Genomic DNA, 25,503 nt, shown 5'->3' with positions numbered 1-25,503 from the left:
GTGGAGCAATGCTTGTAAATACGACAACCCCTGACGGATACAAAGTAGATGAAAACGGAAAGTGGATAGAAGAAAGACAAGCAATGTGGAAAAAGAACGATACAGGTTGGTGGTATGAAGAAAAAGATGGAAGCTATCCAACTTCAACTTGGAAAGAAATAAAAGGAAAATGGTATTACTTTGATTCAAGAGGATATTGTGTAATGAATACATGGATTGGTAATTATTACTTAGGATCAAGTGGAGCAATGCTTGTAAATACGACAACACCTGATGGATACAGAGTAGATGAAAACGGAAAGTGGATAGACAATAAAGTAGTTAATCAAAAAGATATAATAAGCCTTTATGGAAGAAATCTAACACAAGAACAAATAGATTTTACAGATAACGCCGCTAAAAAGATAGCAAAAGAAATTATCAAGCCAAATATGACAGATAGAGAAAAAGCAAGAGAAATAACAAAGTGGATTTTTGCAAATACTATAAAAGACCATAGACAAAGTACAGAAATTTACAAAAAGACACACGCAGATACAGCTTGGGCAGTATTTAGTAAAGGAAGGGCGGCTTGTTCAGGTTATGTAAGAGCGTTTAAACTTTTAGGAAAATATGCAGGACTTAAAGTTAAAATTGTAAATGAAGATTTGTGGCAACATCAGTGGAATACTGTATATCTTCAAGATGAAGGTAAATGGATAGATTGTGATAGTCAATCTAGGACTTGTGATGGAAGTGAAATAACACCTAAAGAGTTTGGTATTCCTACTTATAAAATTGAAAACAAAAGATTAGTATATGCACCATTTCCACAAATAGGAAATCCATATGAAGATTTTGTAGAAGAATATAATAGTGGACATTGGCATTGGTTTTATAAGTTTTCTTTATCAGAACTAAAAGCTGCTTTAGAAAGCCATAAGAAATGGAATAAATTTGAGTGGCTTCATAATGTAGGAGATAGAGAAAGCTTTGATGAAAGTATGATAAAATAAAAACTAAATATCAATCATTTTATTAAATTATGAGAAGTTAAAAAGACTTCTCATTTTTTATATAAAAAATTAAAAAAAGAAAGGATTTTTAAAAATGAATTTTAAAGAAAAGTTTAAAAAAGTAATGTCTTTAACTTTAGCGGGTTTAATAGCTTTAAGTCCTGTTTTGCAAAGTAGAGAAGTTAAAGCGGCTGAAGTTGTAAAAAACGCAAAAATAAGTTTCGGACCGCTACCCGGCTCTCCTCGTGCAAGAAAATATGGGGTTGTAGGACTTCCATATTGGCCGGGGAATCAGATACAAACTCTTTTTGCAACAGTAAATAAAGAAGAAAAAGCATTAGAGCCTTGTTTTTGTGTAGAACCGGGAGTTGCTTTAGAAGGTGGAGGAGATAGAAGTTCAACATATATGGTTGAATATTATAATAAAGAAGAATTATCACCTCCTTATAAAAAGGCAGCTGTTGCAAAGTATGTCAGTTGGGATAAGTACAAATTAGCAGGAGAAACTCCTGACGGTTTGGACTGGACTATTGCTCAGATGATGATTTGGGATGCTATGGGAAAGAGCTTTGACCCTAGTGTATTTTTATCAGATGAAACAATAGAATATCACTTTAATTACAGAATGTACAGAGTAAAAAACTGGACTAAAAAACCCAAATACGGTGAAAAAACTTTTAAAATTTCTAAAGGAGAAACAATATATATTAAGGGAGAAAATTTAGAAAAAAACTTCTATAATACGACAAAGGCACCGGGACTAACTTTCGAGTGGGTAGATGACCCTGCATTTGCTTCTTCTGATGAAAGAACTAGGTCAAGAAATATGATGATAAAAGTAACAGCAGATGATACTTTTAATCCGGATGTTGAAAATTATCTTGAAATGTCAAATCTTACTAAAGAAGATGAAGAAAAAATGTATTCTATGGGAAAAATGGTCTTTTATAAATCTCAACAATATCAAGATTTAATTCAAGGAGGCTGTCCTGAAAATCCTAAATTCCGAATATATTTTGGGAACAAAGAAAGTGCAGGAGATGAGGACGAGATAAAAATCAAAAAGACAGACACTGAAGATGGAGAAGTTATTGAGGGAGCAAAATTCCAACTTATAGCAGATAGCGATGTTAGAGTACTAAATCAAGATGGTATTATGGAAATTAAATATCATAAAGGAGATGTTATAGAAGAAAAGTCAACTGATAAAAAAGGGGAAATAACTTTTAAATTACCTGATACAGAAGCAAAGTATAAAGTTTTTGAAAATGGAATTCCTTATGGCTATTGGGGTGGAGAAGATTTTGTTAAAAATGGAGAAAAAGACAAAATAGACGCAAAAGGTGGCGACATTGTTGAAGTTGAAAACGAAAGACAAAAAGGAAGAATCAAGATAATAAAAACTGATAATGATGTTAAATATGATTTTGAAAAAACAGTTAATGGCAAAGACAAAGACCCACATATAAATCATAAAAATGGAAATAGTCCTTTAATTTATGAACCACAAGGAGATGGTCAATTTGTAGGAGCAATTTTTGAAATTAGAGCGGCAGAAGATATTAAATTACCTTCAGCACCGCATAAAATAGTTTATCCTAAAGGAAGTTTGGTTGAAAGTATACAAATAGGAATAGACGGAACAGCAACGAGTGGAGAACTTGAACTTGGGAAATATGTAGTTCAAGAAGTTGTATTACCTGAAGGATATTATTTTAGAGATTATGAAGATAAAGGGCATATCATAACTATAGATAACAAATATACTGGTGCCAAAAATTTATTTAATACAAATAAAGAAAATCCTGAACTTGATAGAGAGTATGAAAACTCAATAGCAAAAGGACATTTTGAACTTCATAAGATTTTAGAAGGATTAGTTACAAATGATAGACAACTTGATGAACAAATAAAAAAATCCAAGAATGATATATATTTTGGAATTTATTTAAAATCTAAATTGCAAAATATAGAAAAATCTTTTAATTTACCAGATAAATTTTTTGAAAGAGAAAATTTAGATGGAACAACAACTGTAAATAATATTACAAAAAATTATACACAAAGCAACAAATTAAATGAAGAGCCTTTGTATATGGTAGTAAAAACAAGTAAAGAAAGTATAGTAAACGGAATAGCGGGAAGTAATATAGCTAGTTCTATAGTTTTTGTAGATGGCAAGGTTATAGAAAATAATACAAAGCAATATGCACTACCTTATGGACTTTATGAAATAAGAGAGCTTAATACACCTGAAGGGTATATACCTTTAACAGCGAACTTTAAAATAGATACGAATGATAAATTTGCACAAAAAGAAAGAGCAACAACTGTTTTTTACGGAATAGATAAAGAAGGTGGAGTTAAGAATCATACAAACCATATCTTAAAGCAAATTTTAAGAATAAGAAAATTTGATGAAGAAACAGGAAAGCTTGTAACAGAACCTGCGAAATATAAGATTTTTTCATTTAATAATTATAAAAATATAGAAAAAGAAAAAATTTCAGCTACTTGGAATAAAGAAAAACAAGATTGGGAAATTTTTTACGACGGAAAACTTGTAACTGAAAATGACGGAAGATATTTATCTTATCAACAAAATCCGATGTATGATAAAAAAGTGTCAAGTGTTTTTACAACAAATAATAAAGGCGAGGTAACAATTCCTGAAACAATAACTTATGGGAAATATCTTTTATTAGAAGTTGAAGCTCCAAAAGGTTATAGTCTAGCTACAAGACCGGGATATTTTGAAATAAAAGAAACAGAGTATTTAAATCAAGATGTAGATGGAAATAGGAATATGGAATTTTTAGATAATGAGGGAAATTCAATATATATTCCAAGAGTTATTAATGTTAGTGCAGGACAGTCAAATATAGCACAAAAAGGACAAGTTCATATTGAAAAAAGAGGAAAAGTTTTAAAATCTTTTGAAAAATATAAAACTCTTTTAGATAAAGAAGCCTTTAGACCTGTCTTTGAAACAGAGGTAATAACAGAACCTGCAGAATTTAAAATATTTGCAAGAGAAGATATAGTAGTGAACGGAGATGTAAAACATAAAAAAGGAGATTTAGTTTATACTTTAACTACTAAAGAAGGAAAGGCAGAAACTCCTTTAGATACGGAAGAACAAAAAAACATAAATCAAATGTATTTAGGCAAATATTATTTGGTAGAAACTAAAGCACCAAAAGAATTTTCTTTAAATCCAAAACAATATGATTTTGAATTAACAGAACAAAATCAAGAAGTTACAGTTACGCATTTTGTTAAAAAGTTAGAAAATGAAAGACAAAAATTAAGAATTGGAATAAAGAAAGAGATAGATGATGGAACAAAAGCAAATAATATATTTTTTGGAATATTTGCAAAAGAAGATATGCGAATAGGTAATAAAACATATCCAACAATGATGCCTAATGAAATCCCTAATACAGAGCCAGATAGAAATGATAAAAAGGTTACTATTTTAGATAATTTAGTGTATGATGATAAAATAACATCTTTTATTCACGAATTGGAAGATTTTCTAATAAAAGAAGTTGAAAAGATTTTAGAAGAAAATAAGGATAATGAAAAAATATTAAAAGAAAAAGAAACTTTTAAAAAGCAAATTGAATTTTTAAATTCTTTAAAAGAAAAAGAATTAAAAATTAGAGAAGAAAAGAAAAATGGAACTTTTAATAAAGCGAATTATCCAAAGGAAGAAACAGAAAAAGAAAATAAAACAAGAGAAAAATATCTTGATGAAATGCAAAATTTCTATAGAACTTATAGAAATGATGAAAAGTTAAGAAAATTACAAGACGGAATTGAGTCAAGTATTTTAGCTTATACATCAATCGAAAGCTTAAAAGAATATGATACAGAAAAATCAAAAGAAATGGCTAAAGAGTTTAAAGTTATTTATGATAAATTAATTTTAGAGCTTGAAAAAGTAAAGAATTTTGAAAAATATGATTATACAAAAATAGAAAATGTATCAAAAGAAATAAAGACTTTTATTGATAAGAAAATCCTTGAAAGTTTAGAAAAATTAGAAGCTATTAATAGGAATGACTTACCTAAGTATCAAGAAAAAATAGAAAAAGCTAAAAAGGAAATAAAAGAAAATATAAAAAATTATAAATTTTTGGCAAAACATTTTAGTTATTTTAATTTTGAAGTCTTTACAATAAAATTAGAAAAATTAGAAAATGCAAAAGTTAAAGATTTAGAACCTTTTGAAAAAGTTTTGGATAAAATAGATAAGGATAAAATTCTAAAAGGAATCACAGATATTTTAAAACCAAATGAAAAGAAAAAAACAGATGATAAAAATCTTGTTTTAAGATTTCCAAAGGACAAACTAAGCACATTGTCTGATGATATGGAAGAAATGAAGTATAAACTTTTAGAAAGAGAAGCTCATAAAAAGAATACAAATAAACTTATAAATAAAGGAAGTCTTCTTGAGGTTGTAGAAATCAAAGATGGAATTGGAATGAGTAAAGGAGATTATTTAGCTGGAGAATATTATATAAGGGAATTAAAAGTTCCATACAATATAAAACTTAATGATAGAAAAATTTGGAAAATTGAATTATCAAATGTAGAAAATGAGGATGAAGTTATAAAATATGTAAATAATTCAAAAGCTATAATAAATGAAAAAATACCTACACCTCCAACAACACCGAAGGAGGAAAAACCAGAAATAAAGACAACTGCAAGAAAGCCGGAGATAAAAACAAGTATAAATGGAAGTTATGAGTTAAAAGAGGAAAATGGAATTAAAAAATATATTTTTAAATTCAATGACAGAGTGGAGTATAATAATTTAATACCTGAAAAAGAATATGAACTTAAAGGTATATTAATGGATTACTCTACAAATAATGAATTTAAAATAGATGAAAAAAATATAACAGGAACAACGAAATTTACACCAAAAGAAGAAAAAGGATTTGTTGATGTGGAATTTACTTTTATTTTAGAAAGTGCAAAAGAATTAAAACTTGTAGTTTTTGAAGACCTATATTACAAAGGAGAAAAAATAGCGGAACATAGAGATATAAACGATGAAAATCAAACAATAAATATCAAAGTAAAGAAAAAACCGAAAAGAGAAATTGTAAAAACAGGTATTGGAAGAAATATGCTCCTTCCTTTTATGCTATTAGTATCAGGAATAGGTGGAGGTGTATTTTTCTATATCAAAAAGAAAAATACAGATAAAATAGATTAGAGTTAGTAAATATAAAAATTAAATAATAATATCAGAGTAAGTTTTGGTCAAATTGACCAAAACTTACTTTATGATATAATATATATGTATATATAATTTCATAGGAGGGATAGTATGTTAAAAAAATTTTTTCAAAAGATAAGAATATATGGCGATGTTGATTATAAAACTTATAAAGAATATTTAAAAACTTTAGATATTGATAAAATCAAAGATTTAAAATTAAGATATAAACATAAAATCATACAATCTAATACTATTTTTACTTCAATAGTTTTTACATTAACAATATCTTCAATAGGGTGGATAATATATAAAAGTATTAATTTTATTCAAGATGTTTTAAAAAACTCATTAAATTTAGAAAAAACATTATATAATAATTTAATATTTGGAACTATTGGATTTGCTATTTTAAGTTGTGTCATGATATTTTTTATAGTATATTTATTATTTGTCAGAAATTCTAATAAATCAAAGAAATTAGATATTATAGAAGAATTTTTAGAAGAATATAATTACAAAAATAAAAACAAAAATAAAAACAAAAATGAAAAAGAAAAGGAAATTTAGTAATGAAAAAAATATATTTAATATTTGGTTCTGTTATCATATATAGTATACTAGCTGTTAGTTTTTTGTATAATTTGAATATGTTTAATAACGAATTAGGAAATATGAGCTATTTTAGAGTTATGTTTTATAAGAATGGACAAGCTTGGGGATATTTAATAAGAGCTTTATTATTTATTGTTTTATCCGGATGGTTGGAGTTTATATTGTGGAAGCTTCGTAAAGAGTTAGATATAGATTTAAAATGGGATGTATTTTTATGGTTTTTTTGTATTATAACAATATTTATATTTAGTTGTCTTATTATTTATTTTATTCAAAATCCAATATTAAGAGCAGCATTTATTACCATATTAGTAGGATTTGGGGTAGTCAGTGCAAATAATTAATATTTTAGCAATGTATGATTTTTAAAAGAAAGATTTGAATTTTCAAGTCTTTTTTTGTTTACATAAAAACAAGTATGCACAAAATAAAAAGCAAAAGTGTAAAAATGTATAATTTTTAAATTTATTTTTCTAAAAAAAAAAGTATTATATAGATAAGGAGGTTAATATGGATAAAGATTTGAAAAATTTATTAAATAATACAGATTTTAATCAAATAAAAGGATTAAAAGAAACACATATTAATATATTAAACGAAATAAAGAATAGTTTAATAAAAAATGAACGATTATACGAACAAGGCTGGATTAACATTTATAACAGAAATTTTACAAATAAAAGAAAATATGGACTATTAAATTCAATTAATTTATCAATTATTAGTAATAGAGAAAAATATAAATCTAGTGAATGGATGACATTTGCTCAAATGAAAAAAATTAATTCTAAATTAAAAGAAAATGAACAAATTAAGTTAAAAAAAGGAGCAAAGGGTGCAAAAATAGTATTTTGTTCTATATATAATAAATTAGAAAAAAGAAATATTACTGAGAAAGAATATTGTAAAATACCTATAGAACAAAGAATTGAGATGGAGAAAAAAGGAGATTTGTATTTTTATTATAAAGAAGCTACAGCTTTTAATTTAGATTGTTTTGAAAACATTCCTGAAAATATGATATATAAGGAAAAGCATAAAAGGATAGACGTTGATTATAATTTAATAAAATCATTATGTGATGAAATAAATTTAAAAATACATTTTGAAAAGCAAAATAGAGCTTATTATAGTCATACATATGATAGCATTACTATGCCAAGTCTAGAGCAATGGGAAAATGATAATTTTTTTAAGGCTACATTTTTTCATGAGTTAAGTCATGCAACGGCACATAAAACTAGACTTAATAGAGATGTATCTTTTGATGAAAAAAATTATGCTATTGAAGAAATAATTGCTGAAACATCTAGTGCTTTTTTAGGAAGTAAATTTAATTATAAAACAGAATTTAATATAAATAGAACAGCTACTTATATAGATGGTTATGCAAAAATTTTAATAGAAAACCCAAAAGCGATTTTAAATGCAATAACTAAAGCAAGTTCAGTTGCTAATTATATAGAAGAAGTGTATGAAAAAGTAAAAATCAAAGAAAGAGAGAATGAAATGGAAAACGTAAAAAACAATGAAAAAGAATTACCAGATTTTTCAAATGAAACCCCTTCATTTAAATACCAAATGTTAGGTAGGCTGCAAATGGATTGTGAATATTTTCTAGGTTATGGATATAGAGATGAGAGTAAATTATGGGCGAAAGATGTAGATAGTCAAATAAAACTAATGAAAAATATATATAATTCTTTAGAAGAAAAACCGGAATGGATTGATTTAGAAAAAATTGAAAATCTAAAATATGAAATGAAAAAAGATTTTGGTGAATATAATTTAGAAAAAGAAAAAGTTATTAGTGAATTAAAAAATTATCAAACTGTAAAAGATGATTTTAGAAATGATAAAGAAAAAAATATACAGAAACTTTTAAAAAAAGAGAAGAATAAAGAATTAGAAAGGTAGGTATAATATGAAAACAACTCAAGAAGTGATAATAGAAGGAATGAATTTATTATCGGAAAAAGAACAAAAAAGTCTGAAATATTATTTGAATAATATTTCAGATAAAAAACAAAATGAAGAAAATAAAGATATAAAATTTAGTATTGACGAAGTATATCAAATATATTTAGGAATGAAAGATAAAATTAATTACCAGGTATATTCTAAACCTTGTTATAATTCTCATCAAATGAATCAATTAAGGCAGTCGATTGTTGAAAGTTTAGCTTTTTCATCAAATATAAAAGACGAAAAATTTAAAAATTCTATGAAATATTTATATAAATTAATAGAAACCCCAGATTTAAACAGTAAACTTATGCAATTCGGTCGTTCAGCTATTTATATAAAATATAAATCTTTAAATGATTATAATTCTAAAAAAAGTTCAGTTTTTACAAAAAAAGAAGTGGATTTTGCAAAGACTGTTTTAGAAAAATTTAAAGACTTGAAAGATATAAAAAATGAAATAAAGAAAATTTCTGAAGAAAATAATTATTTAAAATTAGTAAATTCTGAAGAAAATAAAGAAATTATCGAAAATAATAATATTAAATTAACCGAATTAAGAGAAAATAAAAATAATTTAGTAAAAAGTATTCCTACAGAATTTAATATTGAGCATTTTAATAAAGAAATATATCCTAAAGTAATAGAAGATTCAAAACTTTTTAGAGAATCTTTTTTGAAAAAAGATAATTCACTTTCTCAAAAGGTAGAAAAGGATAAGAGTGAACTTAAAAATTCAAAAAATAATATTGTAGATAAAAACTTAAATCCTAAAAAAGTTAAAACAAAAAAGAAGGAAGTGAGATTATAAATGCTAATTTTTAATGAAGATAGTAAATTTGATGAAATAGTTGATTTTGAAAATAGAGGTATTTTAAATTATAAAGGAATATTGATAAGCGACCAAGAAATATGGGATATATCTAAAACTTTTGACGAACCTCCATATATAAATAATATTTATTATAATGAGGTATTATATTCAGCACTTAATGTATATATGGAAGAATATCCATTTCTAGAAGAAGATAATTTTTTTGTGTATATAAATGGATTAGATACTCATTTTGATTATAATGACAAAAAAAGGGGTGTATCTTTTGATGTAATAACTGATTTTTCAAATTTTGAAAGTGAATTAGAAGATAACAAGACAATATTAGAAGAAATTGAGAGTGAAGAATATAGTTTTCTAACTGATGAAGTGGATAATTTTTTTAAAGATAAAAAAATAAGTATTACAAAAGAAAATTATGATAATAGTTTAGATAAATGTTATGATTATTTATCTGAAAAATTTAAATTTATAGATATTCCAATGGAATCTATAGAAAATATAGTAAAAGAAGAATTAGAAATAAATTTAGAGGAAAATAAAAAAGATAAAAATAAAAAAGATAAAAATATGGAAAGGTAGGATTTTTTATGAGCGAAATTGGACAAGAATTTAATAGAAATTTAACTGATGGTATAAAATGGGGGAGTAAATTTGGTGGACTTGTAGGAGGAACGTTTATTTCATTATTAACAGCTCTTATCTTTGGAGTATATAATGGTTATGTTAATATAAAAGATAATGAAAAAGGTGGAAAAGATATAGACGCCGGTATAGATGGTAAAAATGAGAATTTAGCATTAAAACAAATAGCAAATGAATATCTTGGAGAGATAGATTATAGTGAATTAAAAGATAAGGCATTTGAATTAAATTCTTCTTTGGAAAATTTTGACAAATCTGTTTGGGAAAAATATTGTAAGCAATATGGATTAACTTATTCAGCAATTTCAGAAGTTGGAGTAGATGGCAAAGAAAAAATAAAAATAAATGTTCATGAAGATAAAGCAAGAGATTTAGAAAAAGTTTTTATAGCATATAATAATGAAATGCAAAGTAAAGAACGTACTAAAATAATAAATACTCAATTAAAACTAGTTGAAGATAAAGCAAAAGAAGAAAATTTAGATGTATCTTCAATATTAGAAAAATATAATAATGATAGCAATTTCAAAAATATTATAGATGAAAATTTAGTATATTTTAATGAATTAGAAAATAGTGGAGAAATCAAATTTAAAGCTGTTGCATTTTTTATGAGTGATGTAGGAAAAAGAATAGGAGAATTTGATGAAAATCATCCTAAATATGATATTTTATCTAAAAATATAATCAATGAAATAAAAGAAAATACTATTTCTAATAATTTTTTTGATAAGAAAGAATCGGAAAAAAAGGTAGAATTATCTAATGAAGAAATATTAGATGACCCAAATGTTAGTAAAAAAGTTAATAATCAAAAATTCAATGACATGGATAAAGAGATTAAAGAAAGACCTGATTATAAAGAACAAAATGTTGAAAAACATAAATCTCATGGAGAAAAATCAAGATAGGAGAAAATTATGCAAAAAATAAAAATAGATAAAAGTAAATTACCTAAAGATTTAGAAAATTTATTATTTCGTAAATTATATTTGTATACATTTAAAAACTGTAGATATGTTTTTCATTTAAAAGATATTCCTAAAAGATTTGAAAGAGATATAAAAGGTTATTATACAAAAAGTCCACATTTAGCCAATTTTTATGTAGAAATAGGAAGAGTAATGGAATATTTTTATCCAAAAAATTATTCTGAAATTGAAAGTGAAAAAGAATTTTTAGATAGATTTTTGGCAGATATGAAAATTTTAGATGATAAAGTTACAGATATAAAAGAAGGAAAATATGGAGTTAAAGATATAGGATTTACTAGAGAAGATTATGATAAATATAAATTTGGTATGGAAGCAACTTCAAATATAAATGAATATTTAAAAAAATTTGATGAAGAAAACAGGTTAAAGAGAGAAGGAAGAGATGATATAGTAGTAATTTAAGATAAGTCTTATAGACTTATCTTTATTTTTAAAAATTTTTATAATTAACAAAAAATAACGTAAAAAATACGGCTTATTTTTACATGAATATAAATATATTAAAAATAATTATATTTAAAAATAAGCCATTTTATTAGGAAATGAGGTAATAATGAATATAGATGATATAAAAAAAGAAAAAAGACACAATTAATATTAATTTTATTATTTAAATATAATATTTTCAAAAATTTAAGAGAAGAAGAATTTCTTACAGTATATAAAAAATTTCAAGATTTTACTTCTAAGTATTTTGAATTAAATTTAGAAGAAATAATAACTTTATTCAAAAAAGAATTTGATGTAGAAATTAAAGAAAGAAATAATAATATTCAAACAACAGAATTTGAAATTTTAAGAGAATTTATAATACAACTTTATACGAAAAATGAATTTTTAATAAATGATACTTTAAAATTAGTAAATACAAATTCTAGAAGATTAATACAAAATATACTAAAAGAAGTTAATAGAAATTCAATAAATAAATTTGTTGAAAATTCTAAAAGTAATTCTATTAAAAGAGAACTTATAAAAATTAGTCCATCTAAAAATATAATTAAAGATATAGAATTAAATTTTGAAGATAATTTAAAAATAGATACTATAAATTTTAGTGAGATTTTTGAAGTTAAAATTTTTTTGAAAAATTATATAGAAGATAATGAGAAGTTAAGATTTATTTATGAAACTATAAAACCAAAATTAGATTCTAATATAACTATAAAAATTGATAAAATTGGATTAAATAATTTTATTAATGAAAAAGATGACATAGATAAAAATAAAGTTTTAGTAAATATAATTTTATTCTTTGAAAAAAGTAGAAAATCTTTTGTTGAATGTTTAGAGCAAGGATTATTATTAGAATGTTTTAGAGAACAAGTTTTAGAAATTTTAGAAAATTACATCTGTACTAGTGATATGCTAAAAAACATTGGGTCAAAAAACAAAATTATTGATTTAGATTTTAATTTATATAATGAAGATTTTTTAAAATATTACTTTGATATTGATTTAAAAAATTTAGATTTTAATAAAATTTTTGAAGAATTTATAGATTTTTTATTGCATAACGAAAATTTATTTTTGAGAATTTTAGAATATTTTAATTCAAAAGAAAATTTTAAAGAAGTATTAGAAAAATATTATTCATTTGAAAATACCAAAAGGAGATTTGAAAATGTGTGATGATAAAATTATAAGATGTAAAGTAATAACTAATTGGAATTTATATAATAAAGTTAGAAAAAATGCAAAATTTTATGATATTAGTATAAATAAATATTTAAAGAGTTTATTTTTAGATAAGTCAATTTGTTTTAAATGTAGTTTTAAAAACTTGGAAAATGATTTAAATTATATTAATTCTTTAGGACAAAATATTAATTTTATAGCAACAAAAATAAATTTAAAAAAGAGTATTACAAAAATTGATTTAGAAAATTTAGATTTAGTTATTTCAAAATTAGAAAATACTTTAGAAAATATCTTAAAATTAGAATTAATAAACTTAAATATTTATGATAATAATTTTGAAACAAATCCTAAAAAATATATTTTACGTTTTAGATTATATAGTTCTGAATATAAATTTTTAAATAAAAAAATTAAAGATTTTGGCTTTATAAAAATGAATGATTATTTTAATTCTATATTAAAAAGTAGATATTATATAATATTTCCAAAGAAATTTTTAGTCCAATTATTATTTGAAATTCAAAAAATAGAAGTAAACTTAAAACAAATAAATGTTTTTTTAGAAGAAGAATATTTTAGAAATATTTTTGAAAAAACAGAAAAATTTAAAGAAAGGATAAATTTATATTTAAGATTTTGATATGGCATATATAAAATGGAAACCGATAAAAGTTCATCTAGATAAAGCTTTTGAATATATAACAAATGATTTAAAAACTGAAAAAGGAGAATTAGTTACATCATTTTTATGTTCTAAAAATCCTAAAGAAGCAAAAAGAGATTTTTTTATAGATAATAAATTTAATTTAAAAAATAATGTATTAGCTCATCATTTAATACAATCTTTTGACCCAAAGGATGGAAATATTACTCCTGAAAAGGCACATAAAATAGGGATAGAATTATGTAATAAAATATTTAAAGGAGATAGAAGATATATAATTTCTACTCATACTGATAGAGGACATATTCATAATCATATAATTTTTAATTCTTGTTCTATAAAAAAATATGAAAAAAAATTTAATAACAGTATAAAAAATTTGTATAAAGTTAGAGAAATTTCAGATGAAATTTGTATAAAAGAAAATGTAAAAATTTTAAATTCTAAAACAAAAGGAGCAAATAAAAGTTATTATGAGTATATAATGAATCTTAAAAATATTTCATGGAAACAACATATAAAGTTACATCTTAATGATTGTTTAGAATATTGTAAAAATTTTGATGAGTTAGAAAAGGAATTGAAAATTAGAAATTGGAAAATTGAAAAGTTAGAAGATAATTATATTTTTACAAATTTAAAGAATAATAAAAAAGTAAAAAGTTTAAAGCTAGGAGAAAAATATAAAGTAAATTCTATTGAAAAAATTTTAGAAAAAAATAAAATTTTAAAATTAGATGAAGAATTAACTTCTTTTCAAGAAATAAAAGAACATAGTAAAAACAAAAATATTGATAAATATGTGGTAGAAAATAACTTAATACAAATTGGAAAAATTGAAAAATTTTTAAAAGAAGAAAAAATTTCTGCAAAATCTTATATTACTAAAATATTAAAAGAAGAAAAAAATTTAAAAGATTTAGAAGAAAAAATTTCAAAATTAGTGAATGAAAAAGGAAAATTAAATTTAATTTTATCAAATAAATTTGACTATAAAGTAGTAGAAAAAATTTCAGAGTTAAACAATGAATTAAAAATTTTACAAAAAGATGAATCAGAATTATTAACAAAAATAATTCATCAAGAGCAAATAAAAAATAATATTTTAAAAATTTATGATTTAGAAAAATATTATTTAGAAGAAAAAAACAAGCTAATAAAAAGTAAAAAAACAAAAAAATATACTTTATAAATTAACAATTATTACAAAACGCAAACTTGTCGTTTTTACTGTTTTTGGCACTTTTTGAAAAAGTGGACCCAAAAAACAATGCTTGCTACTCAAACCACAAAGTGGATTGAGTAATATGAAATAGCTAAAAATCAAGCGTGTAGCTTGTAAAAATAATTAAAAGGGAAAATCTTAAAGATTTTCCAAGAATGAAATAATTTGAAAAATAAAAAGGAGTTTATTATGAAATCAGAAGATAAAAAAATAATAATTTTTCTTATAGGAATAGTTTTAATAGCCTATGGGTTTTATAAGTTATATGAAATAATTCAAAATATTAAAATTGTGATTTTAATATTTTTAGTAATAGGATTTTACATTTTTAAATTTTCAACAGAAAATAAAGAAAAGAAAAAATTGAAATTAGGAAAAGAATATGGTTCTGCAAAATGGGCAGATAAAAAAGAAATAGAACCTTTGATTGCAAAAAAAGATGATAATAAAGTTTTATTAACCGAAACAGAAAGTATAATGATAAATGAAAGACCTATTGAACCAAAATATGATAGAAATAAAAATATTTTAGTAATTGGGGGTAGTGGTTCTGGTAAAACCAGATTTTTTATAAAGCCAAATTTAATGCAACTACATTCGTCATTTGTTACAACTGACCCTAAAGGAACAATAGCTTTGGAATTAGGTAATATGTTTTTTTAAAATGGATATGACCTTAAATTTTTTAATACAGTAAATTTATCTAAGTCTTTTCATTATAATCCGTTTGTGTATATAAAATCACAATTTGATATTCTCTCTTTGACTGAAACTTTAATTCAAAATACAAAAGGTGAAGGAGAAAAAGCTGGGGAAGATTTTTGGGTAAAGGCAGAAAAACTTCTATATCAAGCATTAATAAGTATAATTTATTATCATCCATACTTAAAAGAAAAAAATATACCGAGTTTGCTTGATATGATAAATTCTTTTAAAGTAGATGAAGATGACCCGGATAGAAAAGACAGTATTGATTTTTTCTTTGATGACTATGAAAAAAATTATTTAAAAGAAAATTTTTTAGATACAGAAAATAATGAAAGATTAAAAAAACTATATACTGAAAAATGTAGAAATGTATTTGGAGATATTTCAGAAGAAGAAATAAATATTAAATTTGAAGAATTTAAAAAAGAAAAATTAAAAAATAGATTATTTAAAAGTGATTATCCTATAAAGCAATTTAAAAAATATAAATTAGCTGCCGGAGTAATAGAATTAAGGAGAACACTTAATCACTGTTTTAGTGAAACATGTACTTTTATTTAAGAAATTAAAAGAAAGGAGGAAAAAGTGAGGAATTTTGAAAAGATAACAGCACTCTATGAGAGATTAAGTCGAGATGATGAACTTGAAGGAGAAAGTAACTCAATCGTTAATCAAAAGAAAATCCTTGAAGAATATGCAAGTAAGAATAATTTAACCAACATCATCCATTTTACAGATGACGGAATAAGCGGGACACAGTTTGATAGACCAGGCTTTATGGAAATGATGAATGGAGTAAATACTGGAAATATCGGTTGTATCATCGTAAAGGATATGAGTAGACTTGGCAGAGATTATCTCAAAGTCGGTCAATGTATGGAGATACTAAGACAAAAAGGCGTAAGACTAATCGCTATCAATGACAATGTAGATAGTTTTTACAGAGAAGATGATTTTACCCCTTTTAGAAATATCATGAACGAATGGTATGCAAGAGATACATCAAGAAAAATCCAATCGACTTTCAGGTCAAAAGGCGAAAGTGGGAAACATACTGCAAGTACACCGCCTTATGGCTATATCAAAGATGAAAAAGATAAAAACAAGTGGATAGTAGATGAAAAAGCAGCAGAGATAGTAAGGCGAATATTTAACCTGACCATGCAAGGAAATGGTCCGTATCGAATAGCAAAGATATTGGAGAGTGAAAAAGTAGATATACCAGCCTATCATCAACAGAAATTAGGCTATGGACTATATCAAAGCAAAAACTTTGAACATCCCTATCGTTGGTGCAGCTCAACCATAGCAAGCATTTTAAAGAAACAGGAATACTTGGGACATACAGTCAATTTCAAAACAAGAAAACACTTCAAGGACAAGAAAAGCAAATATGTATCCGAGGATAACTGGCTTATTTTTGAAAATACACACGAGCCAATTATAGATCAAGAAACCTTTGACAATGTGCAAAGGATAAGAGGAAATGTAAAAAGGTATCCTGACGGTTGGGGAGAATATCACCCACTCACAGGACTGATGTATTGTGCAGATTGTGGAAGTAAAATGTATGTTCATAGAACAAGCAATTACAAAAATATACCCTATTACACTTGCAGTGCCTATACTAAAACACCTTGTGGCATGCTTTGTCCATCAGCACACAGAATAAAAGCGGAAGTAGTCTTAAATTTAATACAAGACACACTAAAAGATATTAAAAAATACCTTGATGAAGATAATGAAGCCTTTATCTGTTCCATTCAAAATGAAATGGAAGAAAAAGAAAAAATAGAGATAGAAAAGAAAAAGGTAAGATTAACGGAAAGCCAAAACAGACTTAGGGAACTCGAACGACTTATGTGCAGAATTTACGAAGATATGATCCTTAACAAAATACCAAATAGCAGATATGAGATACTAAACAATCAATATGAAACAGAGCAGATAACTTTAAGCAAAGAGATCAAAGATTTAGAGCAGCAGGTATCAAGATATGAAAAAGAAACAGACAGAGCAAGAAAATTTATATCTCTTATCAGTCGTTATGAAAACTTTGATGAACTTACAACTACAATGATAAATGAGTTTGTAGAAAAGATTATCGTACATGAAAGAGATAGAAAAGGAAGTCAGACATCAAAACAAAAGATAGAAATTTACTTTAATTTCATAGGAAATTATGAACTGCCACAGGCGGAGTTAAGCGAGGAAGAAAAACAAAAACTTGAGGAAGAAGAAAGAAAAATCAAGGAAAGAAAAGACAAGCTACATCAAAATTACCTGAAGCGTAAAGCGAGTGGAAAACAGAAAGAGTATGAAGATAAATATAAGGCAAGAAGGGAGCAGAAGAAACAGGAGAAATTAAAGGTTCTAAAAAGAGTGGGTATACCAATTACTGAATATATGTGTACCCATAAAACAGATTTCAAATAATTTAATTGAAAATAATTCGAATATTTTCGAAATAGAGTTGACATACATTCTGTAAAATAGTATAATCTATTTAGAAATATATCGAAATAGAATTTTGAAGTTTAAAATAGATTAGACGAGGTAATTTGAGTGGGATTTCCGAATACATTTAAAGCATTGGCAGATCCTGTAAGGCGTGATATTTTACTTTCCTTAAAGCAAAAATCACTTACAGCAGGAGAAATTGCTGAAAAATATGATTTATCTAATTCAACCATTTCTTATCATTTATCCTTGCTAAAAAAAGCAGAATTAGTAACGGAGAGGAAGTATAAGAATTTTATATACTATGACATAAATATATCCGTATTTGAGGAAATGATAATTTGGTTATCACAGTTTCAAGGAGTGGAAAATGAAGAATAAAAAATGGTATGTGGTAATAATACTACTTAGTTTTTCAGCAAGTATATACTCATTAACTAACGGAAATAGAGAAATTAGTTTCTATAAGTTGTATATACTACCAATGATAATTTCGGTATTTAGCATAGGCTTAGATATAATTGGTGGGATGCTGGCGAAAAGAGATAGATTGCCACATAAATTAGTATTGCCTATTGCAATGAGTGTTCCTGCGTTATTTTCTATATCACAATATGGAAAGTATGTTTTTAATCAAGCGAATGAAAACTATACTCAGAAAATAATACATGTTTTAGTAGCTTTAACCATTATTACAGTTGGGAATTATTTGCCAAAAACAAAACCAAGTAGATTTGTAGGACTGAAATTTTTCTGGTTATTAGATAGACCGGTACTATGGTTTAAAGTGCATAGGTTGGCGGGATATTTATGGATTATATGTGGCATTTTGATACTATCCGTTGGTCTTTCAAATAAATGGTTTTGGATGATTAGTTATGCAATGCTGCTATATGTCATTCCATTGATATATTCCATTGTGTTATTAAAAAAAGAAAAGGAGGAGAAAAATGAAATCATCAAAGATTAAGCACCTAATTATTAGTAGTATTTTATGCTTAGCTACAGTTGGCATTTTCTTGGTATTTGGTAAGAATTTACCAGATATAGTACCAGTACATTGGGATTCATCTGGAAATGTTAATGGTACTATCGCCAAAACCTACTTAACTTACGGAGCGCCATTTGCATATTTGCTTATTAACTTTATTGCATTTGCAAAGTTTCAAGGAAGTGAAAAAGCAACATGGAAATACTATCTTGTACCATTAAGTGTAATAGCAATTAGTTTCTTGGTAATATTTTTAGCTTTGAGATAAGAACATAGTGCAGAGTAAAATAGCTCCAGACAGATTATTCTGCTGGGGCTATTTTTAGGAGGAATTATGCTGAAAATAAATAATTTTTCGAAAACCTATAGTAATGGTCATGTTGCAATTGCTAACTTAAATTTAACGGTAGAAGCAGGTGATATATATGCGTTTATTGGTTCTAATGGTTCAGGTAAGACATCAACTATAAAGGCTATCGTGGGAATACATGATTTTGATGGTGAAATCATTGTTAATGGTAAAAAAGTAAGCAGAAAAAATGAAACTTATAAAAAAGATATTGCTTATATACCGGATAATCCTGATGTATATGAAAATTTGACAGGCTTTCAATATGTCAATTTTGTATCTGATTTATACGAAGTCGCAAAAAATGTAAGAGAGGAAAAGTTAGATTATTTCTCAAACTTGTTTGAAATGAAATCCTTTCTAAACAATACAATTTCATCCTATTCACATGGTATGAAACAAAAAATTGTGATTATCTCAGCATTGATTCATTCCCCTAAGTTATTAGTAATGGATGAGCCTTTCGTGGGATTAGATCCCAAATCATCATATTTGCTAAAAGAAGAAATGAGAAAGTTAGCGAGAAATGGTGGAGCAATTTTCTTTTCAACACATGTTTTAGAAGTTGCAGAAAAGCTTTGTAATAAAATTGCCATGATAGATAATGGACGTTTGATTTTTGAGGGTAAAACAACAGAAATATTAAAAAACTCTGATGGATTAGAGCAATATTTTATGGAGATGATTAAAAAATGAAAAATACTGTCATACTTGTAAAAAATCAAGTGATCAATCTCCTTAATATCGGTAATGGAGAGAAAAACAAAAAAGAAACATTGATATATACTTCATTGAGTCTATTTTCTGTATTTATGTTGGTTTGCTTGTACAATTTCTTTTCAATAAAATCAATTATAGAAATTGGGTTATATAAGTATGCTGTATCGTATGGAGTTTCCATATCGTTTTTCTTTGTGGTTTTAGCAACGATTTTTAGAAGTAATTCTATTTTCTTTTATAACAAAGATTTTGAAATGCTTAGTTCTTTTCCGGTAAAAAAATCTGAAATCATTGCAAGTAAGTTTTTTCTATTATATTTAATAGACTTAATTATATGTGAAAGCGTATTGCTGCCAGATGTAATTTTATTATTATTAAAACAATACATTTCAATTGAACTATTTTTGATTTTTTTAGTAGCAAGCATAATTATCCCTATTATTCCTATGTGTGTGGCTTCTGGCTTGGCGATTTTAATTGAGATGTTAGGTAGTTTATGTAAAAGAAAAAATATTGTGAACATCACATTATCATTTTTGCTTTTCATGGGATATTTTATAGTTATATCAATAAATCGTGGGGCGAAATATTTAGCGTTAGAAAAAATTATTGAGAATAAACTTATAAAAATATTTCCCTTTGCAAAGCTATTATATATCGGAGAAAGTTTACAAATTAGACTTGTTATTTTCTTGTTGATTTCAGTTGCGATATTTAGCTTGTATTTCACTTTCTCAATGAAAAATTATGATAAAATACATCTATTTCTAAATAGAAGTTTTCAAGGGAAAAGAGAGAGTAACTTAATTATTAAGACAAAAACACCATTTAGAGCGTTGTTTGAAAAAGAATTGAGGAGGTATTTAGGCTCAAGTAGTTATGTGATAAATACTTCTTTGGGCATTATGATTTTGTGTTTTGTATCATGTGGATGTATTATATTTGGAATTTCTAATATAGAAAATCTGTTAGGAATAAGCTCATTGGAATCAATACTTACTCAATATGGTTCATTGTTTATTGCTTCATTTTTAATAATGTCTTGCACTACATCATCGTCCATATCATTGGAAGGCAATAACCTATGGATATTACAATCATCACCAGTGTCTACAAGAAAAATCATAAATAGTAAAATAGCGGTTAATGTTTTAATACACTTTGTTGGATATGTACTTGCAGTAATGATGATTCTTTTGAAAACTAAATTGAATTTGCTTCAAATGAGTTTTGTATTGATTGTTCCGATATGTTATTCATTATTTATTTCTGTTGTAGGTCTTTATCTAAACATGCGATACATGAAACTTAAATGGAATGATGAGATAAGTGTAGTTAAGCATAGTACAGCAGCCATACTAACAAATTTTATTGCAATCTTGATGATTGCAACACCTGTTACTATGATGATTTTTTTAGAGTTGTCATATCAAACGATTATGTTCATATTATGCAGCTTAATGTTGATTATTTGTTGGAAATTGTATAGAGATAGCTTATCTGTAAAGTTTTGCAATTGATGTAAAGAAAATACCTATGAAGTAAAAATAAAATTAAATATAGAGATAAATGAATGAAAATTTATGAGAGGATGAGATTTTTGAAAAATTTAACTTTTAATAGGCAAATAACAATTGGAATTATTTGTATGTTTTTAGGGTTTATTATAAGCAGTGTTACAGATGTTAAATGGTTTTCTAATATTGGAGCATGTCTTTTTGGATTGTTTTTTGTTTTAAATCCAGTAGAACCTGAAAACTATAAAGGATATTCTAATTTAAAAATTTGGATTAGAATGACCGGGATATTAATAATGGTGTTAGGTGCTATTACTCATTTTAATTGGTAGTTAACTATCAGTTTGTTTAACTAATAATTAAATAATGGCTAACGAGAAAAGCAGTAGATCAAAAAGGTTTACTGTTTTTTCTTTGCTCAAAATTAGAAAGAGAGGAAAATAGAAAATGAAAAAAGAAAAAACATTACAAGAAGTACAAATAGAAATTGCAGAGCTTGAGGAAGAAAAAGAAAGCTATGAAATTCAGTTACGACAACTAAAGAATAGAGAAAAAATGTTAGTCAAGTTAGCAAATAAAAAAGAGAGAACAAGAAGAAATCATAGGCTTATTCAAAGAGGCTTGATAGTAGAAAAGGTAATTAAAAATCCTCTTATGTTTACCAATGAGGATATAGAAAAGCTGTTAAACATCTCTACTCACACAGAAGAATACAGACAAGCCTATGAAGAAATGATAAATGGGAAAGATATAGAAGATAAAACAGACATCGAGTAGACAGAATAAAAAAACTTAGTTTTTTCAGAAGCTCCCTGCAAGGGCAAAAAGTTTCGCTGAACGCAAAGCACCCTTTAGGGTGTATAATTGCGCCCTTAGAAAATCTAAGGGATTTTAGCAAGTCTTTGAAAATCCAAAACTTAATAAAAATATACGGATAAAGCAGATAGGAAAAGATACAAAAAATAACCTGTCTGCTTTTTTCTTTACCTGAAAACAAACAATAAACGAAAGGAGCTTATACAGATGGCAGAAACATTTCACTTTAGTATATCAATGATAAGCAGAGGAAAAAGTAAATCGGCAGTTGCAAGTGCAGCATATATATCCTGTGAGAAATTAACAAATGAATGGGACGGAGTAACTCACGACTACCATAATAAAAAAGGACTTTTACATTCAGAAATCTTCTTGCCGGAGAATGTCCCCATAGCATTAAAAGATAGAACTACTTTATGGAATAGCGTTGAACTAAATGAGAAAGCAAGCAATGCACAGCTTGCAAGAAACTTCATTATCGCCTTACCGAAAGAATTATCTTTTGAAGAAAACAAGAAACTCATTATCGACTTCATACAAGAAAATTTTGCATCAAAAGGAATGATAGCAGACCTTGCAATCCATGATGAAAGTGATGAAGAAAATAACAATATCCATGCTCATATTATGACTACCCTTAGACCAATCAATGAAAAAGGAGAGTGGCAGGCAAAAAGCAAAAAAGAATATGTTCTTGATGAAAACGGAGAAAAGATAAAACTAAAAAGCGGAAACTATAAAACAAGAAAAGTAGAGCTGACAGACTGGAACGATAAAGGCAACGCAGAGAAATGGCGAGAGAATTTTGCAAGCCTTTGTAATCAGTATTTAGAAAAAAATCATCAGGAAAAGAGAGTGGATCATCGTTCCTACAAAAGACAAGGGATAGAAGAAATCCCAACCATTCACATGGGAGCAAGTGCCAGCGCCTTAGAGAAAAAAGGAATCGAAACCGACAAAGGAAACATCAACCGAGAAATAAAAAAGCACAACTCCTTAGTTAAGGCAATTAAAGAAAAATTGTTAGAGATTAACTCTTGGCTTAACTCACTTGTTTCTACATTTCAAGCAAAATATGACGAGTACAAAGAAACAAGACAACAAGAGATTGAGAACAAAGCCGAACTCTTTAACCTCTATGAATATATCTCTATCTATAACGAGATACAGGGAGAAAAAATAAAAAATCTATCCTACTATGGACAGATAAAAAAGGGAAATGCAGACCTAAAGAGATTTGTAAAAGCAATCTACTATCTAAAAGATAATCATCTTCAAACCATAGCAGACCTACAAGGAAAAGTCTTTGAACTTGCAAAACAAAGTAAAAAGATAAGTGGTGATATTCAAGAAAAAACACAAAGAATAAAAGACTTAAATCAATGTGTAAGCTGCATAGACTCTATCAAAGAAAACAAAGAAGTTTATCAGGAATACAAAAGCAAAACCATATTCAAAGACAGCTTTTATAATTCTCATAAAAAAGGAATAGACAGATATCTAAGAGCAAGAAAGACCATAGAAAAATTTACAGGGACATCATCTATAAAATTAAGTGATTGGCAAAAAGAAATATCAAACCTTGAAAAAGAGATACAAAGTTTAACGGAAGATAAAGTTAAAGTACAAGACGAATTTAAGCAGATAGACCATATCAAATATGCAGTAAAGATTGTCAATGACGAGTATGGAATAGACCTATCTATTGAGATAGATAAGGCAATTAAGAGAGGAGATAAACCAAGTGTTATTGCACAGCTGAAAAAATTCCAAGAGCAAGAGGAAAGAAAGGAGCAGTACAAACAAAAAGCCAAGGAAAAGGCTAAAGAAAATTATAAAAATACAGGGGAGGAAAGATAAAAATGGCAGACAACAGAAGATACTATTGGTTAAAATTGAAAGAAGATTTTTTTACAGATAAGAGAATCAAAAGGCTAAGAAAAATATCAGGAGGAGATACCTATACAATCATTTACCTCAAATTGCTTTTGCTTAGCTTAAAAGATAGTGGGAAGCTGTATTATGACGGAGTAGAAACAGACTTTATCAAGGAGCTTGCATTAACGATTGATGAAACGGAAGATGATGTAATGGTTACAGTAAATTATCTTGTAGCACAAGGATTGATGGAGATAATCACAGAAAATGACGAGTATTTTTTAACAGAAATCCCAAGTCTTATAGGTTCAGAAACAGCGTCTACAAGGCGTTCGAGGAAATCAAGAGGACAAAAAGCGTTGCAATGCAACACTGGTGCAACACCTTGCAACCTTTTGCAACAAAACTGCAACGGAGAGATAGAGATAGAGAAAGAGATAGATATAGAGTTAGAAAAAGAGGGGGAGAAAGAAAAAATATCCCCCTCCCTTTATGGAGAATATAAAAATGTTTCCTTAACCGATGAAGAATATGGAAAATTAAAGGATAAAATGCAAGGTCATAGGGATAAAATGATAGAGAAGCTGTCAACCTATATGCAAAGTACAGGAAGAAACTACAAAGACCATTATGCGACCTTAGTTCATTGGTATGAACAGGACAAAGGGAAATTAAAGGAAAACAGTAAATCAAAAGTATATACCTTTGAAGATTATGACAAGGGTGAACACTTGTAGACCTCGTATAAGACGGTGGAAAGGCTTTTTAAGAATGTTAATAATAAAATAGGTATCAGATTATGGCTAATTGTAAAAACATCGTATAAGGGCTTAAATTTGTGGTATGGAAAAAATATCGTATTTATGATAAAATGATAATGATATGGTAATAAACTCAGTTATAAGGAGAGGATATATAAATGCGAATTCAATTTACTGTAACCGATGAAGAACTTGAAATTTTAACTAAAAAAGCAATAGAGGGAGGTTTCCCAAGCGTTACTGAATATTGTAAGTGTAGTAGTTTACAAGAAAATACAAGCTATGCTGACCTATATACTACCTTATTAAACAAAATTAGCTCTTTACCAAAGGACAAAGAATTTGTTTTGAGAGAGTTAATCGCAACACCTCCGGCATTGATTGGCAGATGGTTTTATGAAAATGTAAATAAGGGACTTGTAAAAAATGTGGAACACATCGGAAAAGCTGAAGGCGGAGTAGAAAAATATAAAAGAATATAAGA

Annotated in this window: 23 protein-coding genes and 1 pseudogene; all 24 read left to right on the top strand. The window is 26.3% G+C overall.

Annotated elements, in window-relative coordinates; translation table 11 throughout:
* Positions 1-995: transglutaminase domain-containing protein (locus tag IBJ83_RS03880; protein WP_333473017.1), on the top strand; the 995-nt coding region annotated here is incomplete at its 5' end.
* Positions 996-1,089: 94 nt separating this feature from the next.
* Complete coding sequence (locus IBJ83_RS03875; RefSeq protein ID WP_201275377.1) at positions 1,090-6,231, top strand: SpaA isopeptide-forming pilin-related protein; 5,142 nt, start codon at positions 1,090-1,092, stop codon at positions 6,229-6,231.
* Between the two features lie 114 nt (positions 6,232-6,345).
* On the top strand, positions 6,346-6,804 hold the full coding sequence (locus IBJ83_RS03870) for a hypothetical protein (RefSeq protein ID WP_201275376.1): 459 nt from the start codon (positions 6,346-6,348) through the stop codon (positions 6,802-6,804).
* Positions 6,805-6,806: 2 nt separating this feature from the next.
* The gene (locus IBJ83_RS03865; protein ID WP_201275375.1) at positions 6,807-7,193 is read left to right on the top strand and encodes a hypothetical protein; all 387 of its coding nucleotides are present in this window, start codon (positions 6,807-6,809) and stop codon (positions 7,191-7,193) included.
* Between the two features lie 166 nt (positions 7,194-7,359).
* Entirely contained in the window at positions 7,360-8,766 is a 1,407-nt protein-coding gene (locus IBJ83_RS03860; RefSeq protein ID WP_201275374.1) for a zincin-like metallopeptidase domain-containing protein, read from the top strand.
* 7 nt (positions 8,767-8,773) lie between these two features.
* Complete coding sequence (locus tag IBJ83_RS03855; RefSeq protein WP_201275373.1) at positions 8,774-9,625, top strand: hypothetical protein; 852 nt, start codon at positions 8,774-8,776, stop codon at positions 9,623-9,625.
* Positions 9,626-10,231: a hypothetical protein gene (locus tag IBJ83_RS03850; protein ID WP_201275372.1), complete on the top strand. Its 606-nt coding sequence runs from the start codon at positions 9,626-9,628 to the stop codon at positions 10,229-10,231.
* 8 nt (positions 10,232-10,239) lie between these two features.
* Positions 10,240-11,205 (top strand): hypothetical protein, encoded by a 966-nt coding sequence (locus IBJ83_RS03845; RefSeq protein ID WP_201275371.1) that lies wholly within the window; start codon positions 10,240-10,242, stop codon positions 11,203-11,205.
* Positions 11,206-11,214: 9 nt separating this feature from the next.
* Positions 11,215-11,691, top strand: coding sequence for a hypothetical protein (locus IBJ83_RS03840; RefSeq protein WP_201275370.1), 477 nt, complete (start codon positions 11,215-11,217; stop codon positions 11,689-11,691).
* A 681-nt stretch (positions 11,692-12,372) separates the two neighbouring features.
* Entirely contained in the window at positions 12,373-12,921 is a 549-nt protein-coding gene (locus tag IBJ83_RS03835) for a hypothetical protein (protein WP_201275369.1), read from the top strand.
* Positions 12,914-13,570: a hypothetical protein gene (locus IBJ83_RS03830; RefSeq protein WP_201275368.1), complete on the top strand. Its 657-nt coding sequence runs from the start codon at positions 12,914-12,916 to the stop codon at positions 13,568-13,570. The genes IBJ83_RS03835 and IBJ83_RS03830 overlap by 8 nt, the downstream gene beginning before the upstream one ends.
* Position 13,571: 1 nt before the next feature.
* Positions 13,572-14,786 (top strand): relaxase/mobilization nuclease domain-containing protein, encoded by a 1,215-nt coding sequence (locus tag IBJ83_RS03825; RefSeq protein WP_201275367.1) that lies wholly within the window; start codon positions 13,572-13,574, stop codon positions 14,784-14,786.
* Positions 14,787-15,008: 222 nt separating this feature from the next.
* Positions 15,009-16,088: pseudogene (locus IBJ83_RS08395) on the top strand (type IV secretory system conjugative DNA transfer family protein).
* 24 nt (positions 16,089-16,112) lie between these two features.
* Complete coding sequence (locus tag IBJ83_RS03810) at positions 16,113-17,963, top strand: DUF4368 domain-containing protein (protein WP_201275365.1); 1,851 nt, start codon at positions 16,113-16,115, stop codon at positions 17,961-17,963.
* Between the two features lie 129 nt (positions 17,964-18,092).
* Positions 18,093-18,368 carry an autorepressor SdpR family transcription factor gene (locus IBJ83_RS03805; protein WP_004825167.1) on the top strand — a complete coding sequence of 92 codons (276 nt, stop codon included), beginning with the start codon at positions 18,093-18,095 and terminating at the stop codon, positions 18,366-18,368.
* Entirely contained in the window at positions 18,358-18,957 is a 600-nt protein-coding gene (locus IBJ83_RS03800) for an SdpI family protein (protein WP_019117181.1), read from the top strand. Before IBJ83_RS03805 ends, IBJ83_RS03800 begins: the two co-directional genes overlap by 11 nt.
* The gene (locus IBJ83_RS03795; protein ID WP_004825228.1) at positions 18,938-19,246 is read left to right on the top strand and encodes a DUF1648 domain-containing protein; all 309 of its coding nucleotides are present in this window, start codon (positions 18,938-18,940) and stop codon (positions 19,244-19,246) included. The genes IBJ83_RS03800 and IBJ83_RS03795 overlap by 20 nt, the downstream gene beginning before the upstream one ends.
* A 66-nt stretch (positions 19,247-19,312) precedes the next feature.
* Entirely contained in the window at positions 19,313-20,023 is a 711-nt protein-coding gene (locus IBJ83_RS03790) for an ABC transporter ATP-binding protein (protein ID WP_201275364.1), read from the top strand.
* Positions 20,020-21,567: a hypothetical protein gene (locus tag IBJ83_RS03785; protein ID WP_028078708.1), complete on the top strand. Its 1,548-nt coding sequence runs from the start codon at positions 20,020-20,022 to the stop codon at positions 21,565-21,567. Before IBJ83_RS03790 ends, IBJ83_RS03785 begins: the two co-directional genes overlap by 4 nt.
* 80 nt (positions 21,568-21,647) lie before the next feature.
* The gene (locus IBJ83_RS03780; protein ID WP_438873585.1) at positions 21,648-21,896 is read left to right on the top strand and encodes a hypothetical protein; all 249 of its coding nucleotides are present in this window, start codon (positions 21,648-21,650) and stop codon (positions 21,894-21,896) included.
* A 115-nt stretch (positions 21,897-22,011) separates the two neighbouring features.
* Positions 22,012-22,341 (top strand): DUF3847 domain-containing protein, encoded by a 330-nt coding sequence (locus IBJ83_RS03775; RefSeq protein WP_201275363.1) that lies wholly within the window; start codon positions 22,012-22,014, stop codon positions 22,339-22,341.
* A 246-nt stretch (positions 22,342-22,587) separates the two neighbouring features.
* The gene (gene mobQ, locus IBJ83_RS03770) at positions 22,588-24,240 is read left to right on the top strand and encodes a MobQ family relaxase (RefSeq protein ID WP_019595625.1); all 1,653 of its coding nucleotides are present in this window, start codon (positions 22,588-22,590) and stop codon (positions 24,238-24,240) included.
* A 2-nt stretch (positions 24,241-24,242) separates the two neighbouring features.
* Complete coding sequence (locus IBJ83_RS03765; protein ID WP_201275362.1) at positions 24,243-24,995, top strand: phage replisome organizer N-terminal domain-containing protein; 753 nt, start codon at positions 24,243-24,245, stop codon at positions 24,993-24,995.
* A 182-nt stretch (positions 24,996-25,177) separates the two neighbouring features.
* Complete coding sequence (locus IBJ83_RS03760) at positions 25,178-25,501, top strand: hypothetical protein (protein ID WP_001222544.1); 324 nt, start codon at positions 25,178-25,180, stop codon at positions 25,499-25,501.
* The last annotated feature ends 2 nt before the right edge of the window (positions 25,502-25,503 follow it).

Source organism: Parvimonas parva (genome assembly GCF_016552165.1).
In the GTDB taxonomy this organism is placed as follows: domain Bacteria; phylum Bacillota; class Clostridia; order Tissierellales; family Peptoniphilaceae; genus Parvimonas; species Parvimonas parva.
The sequence above is the reverse complement of the archived record's forward strand: the minus strand, read 5'-3'. Positions and strand labels throughout refer to the sequence as shown.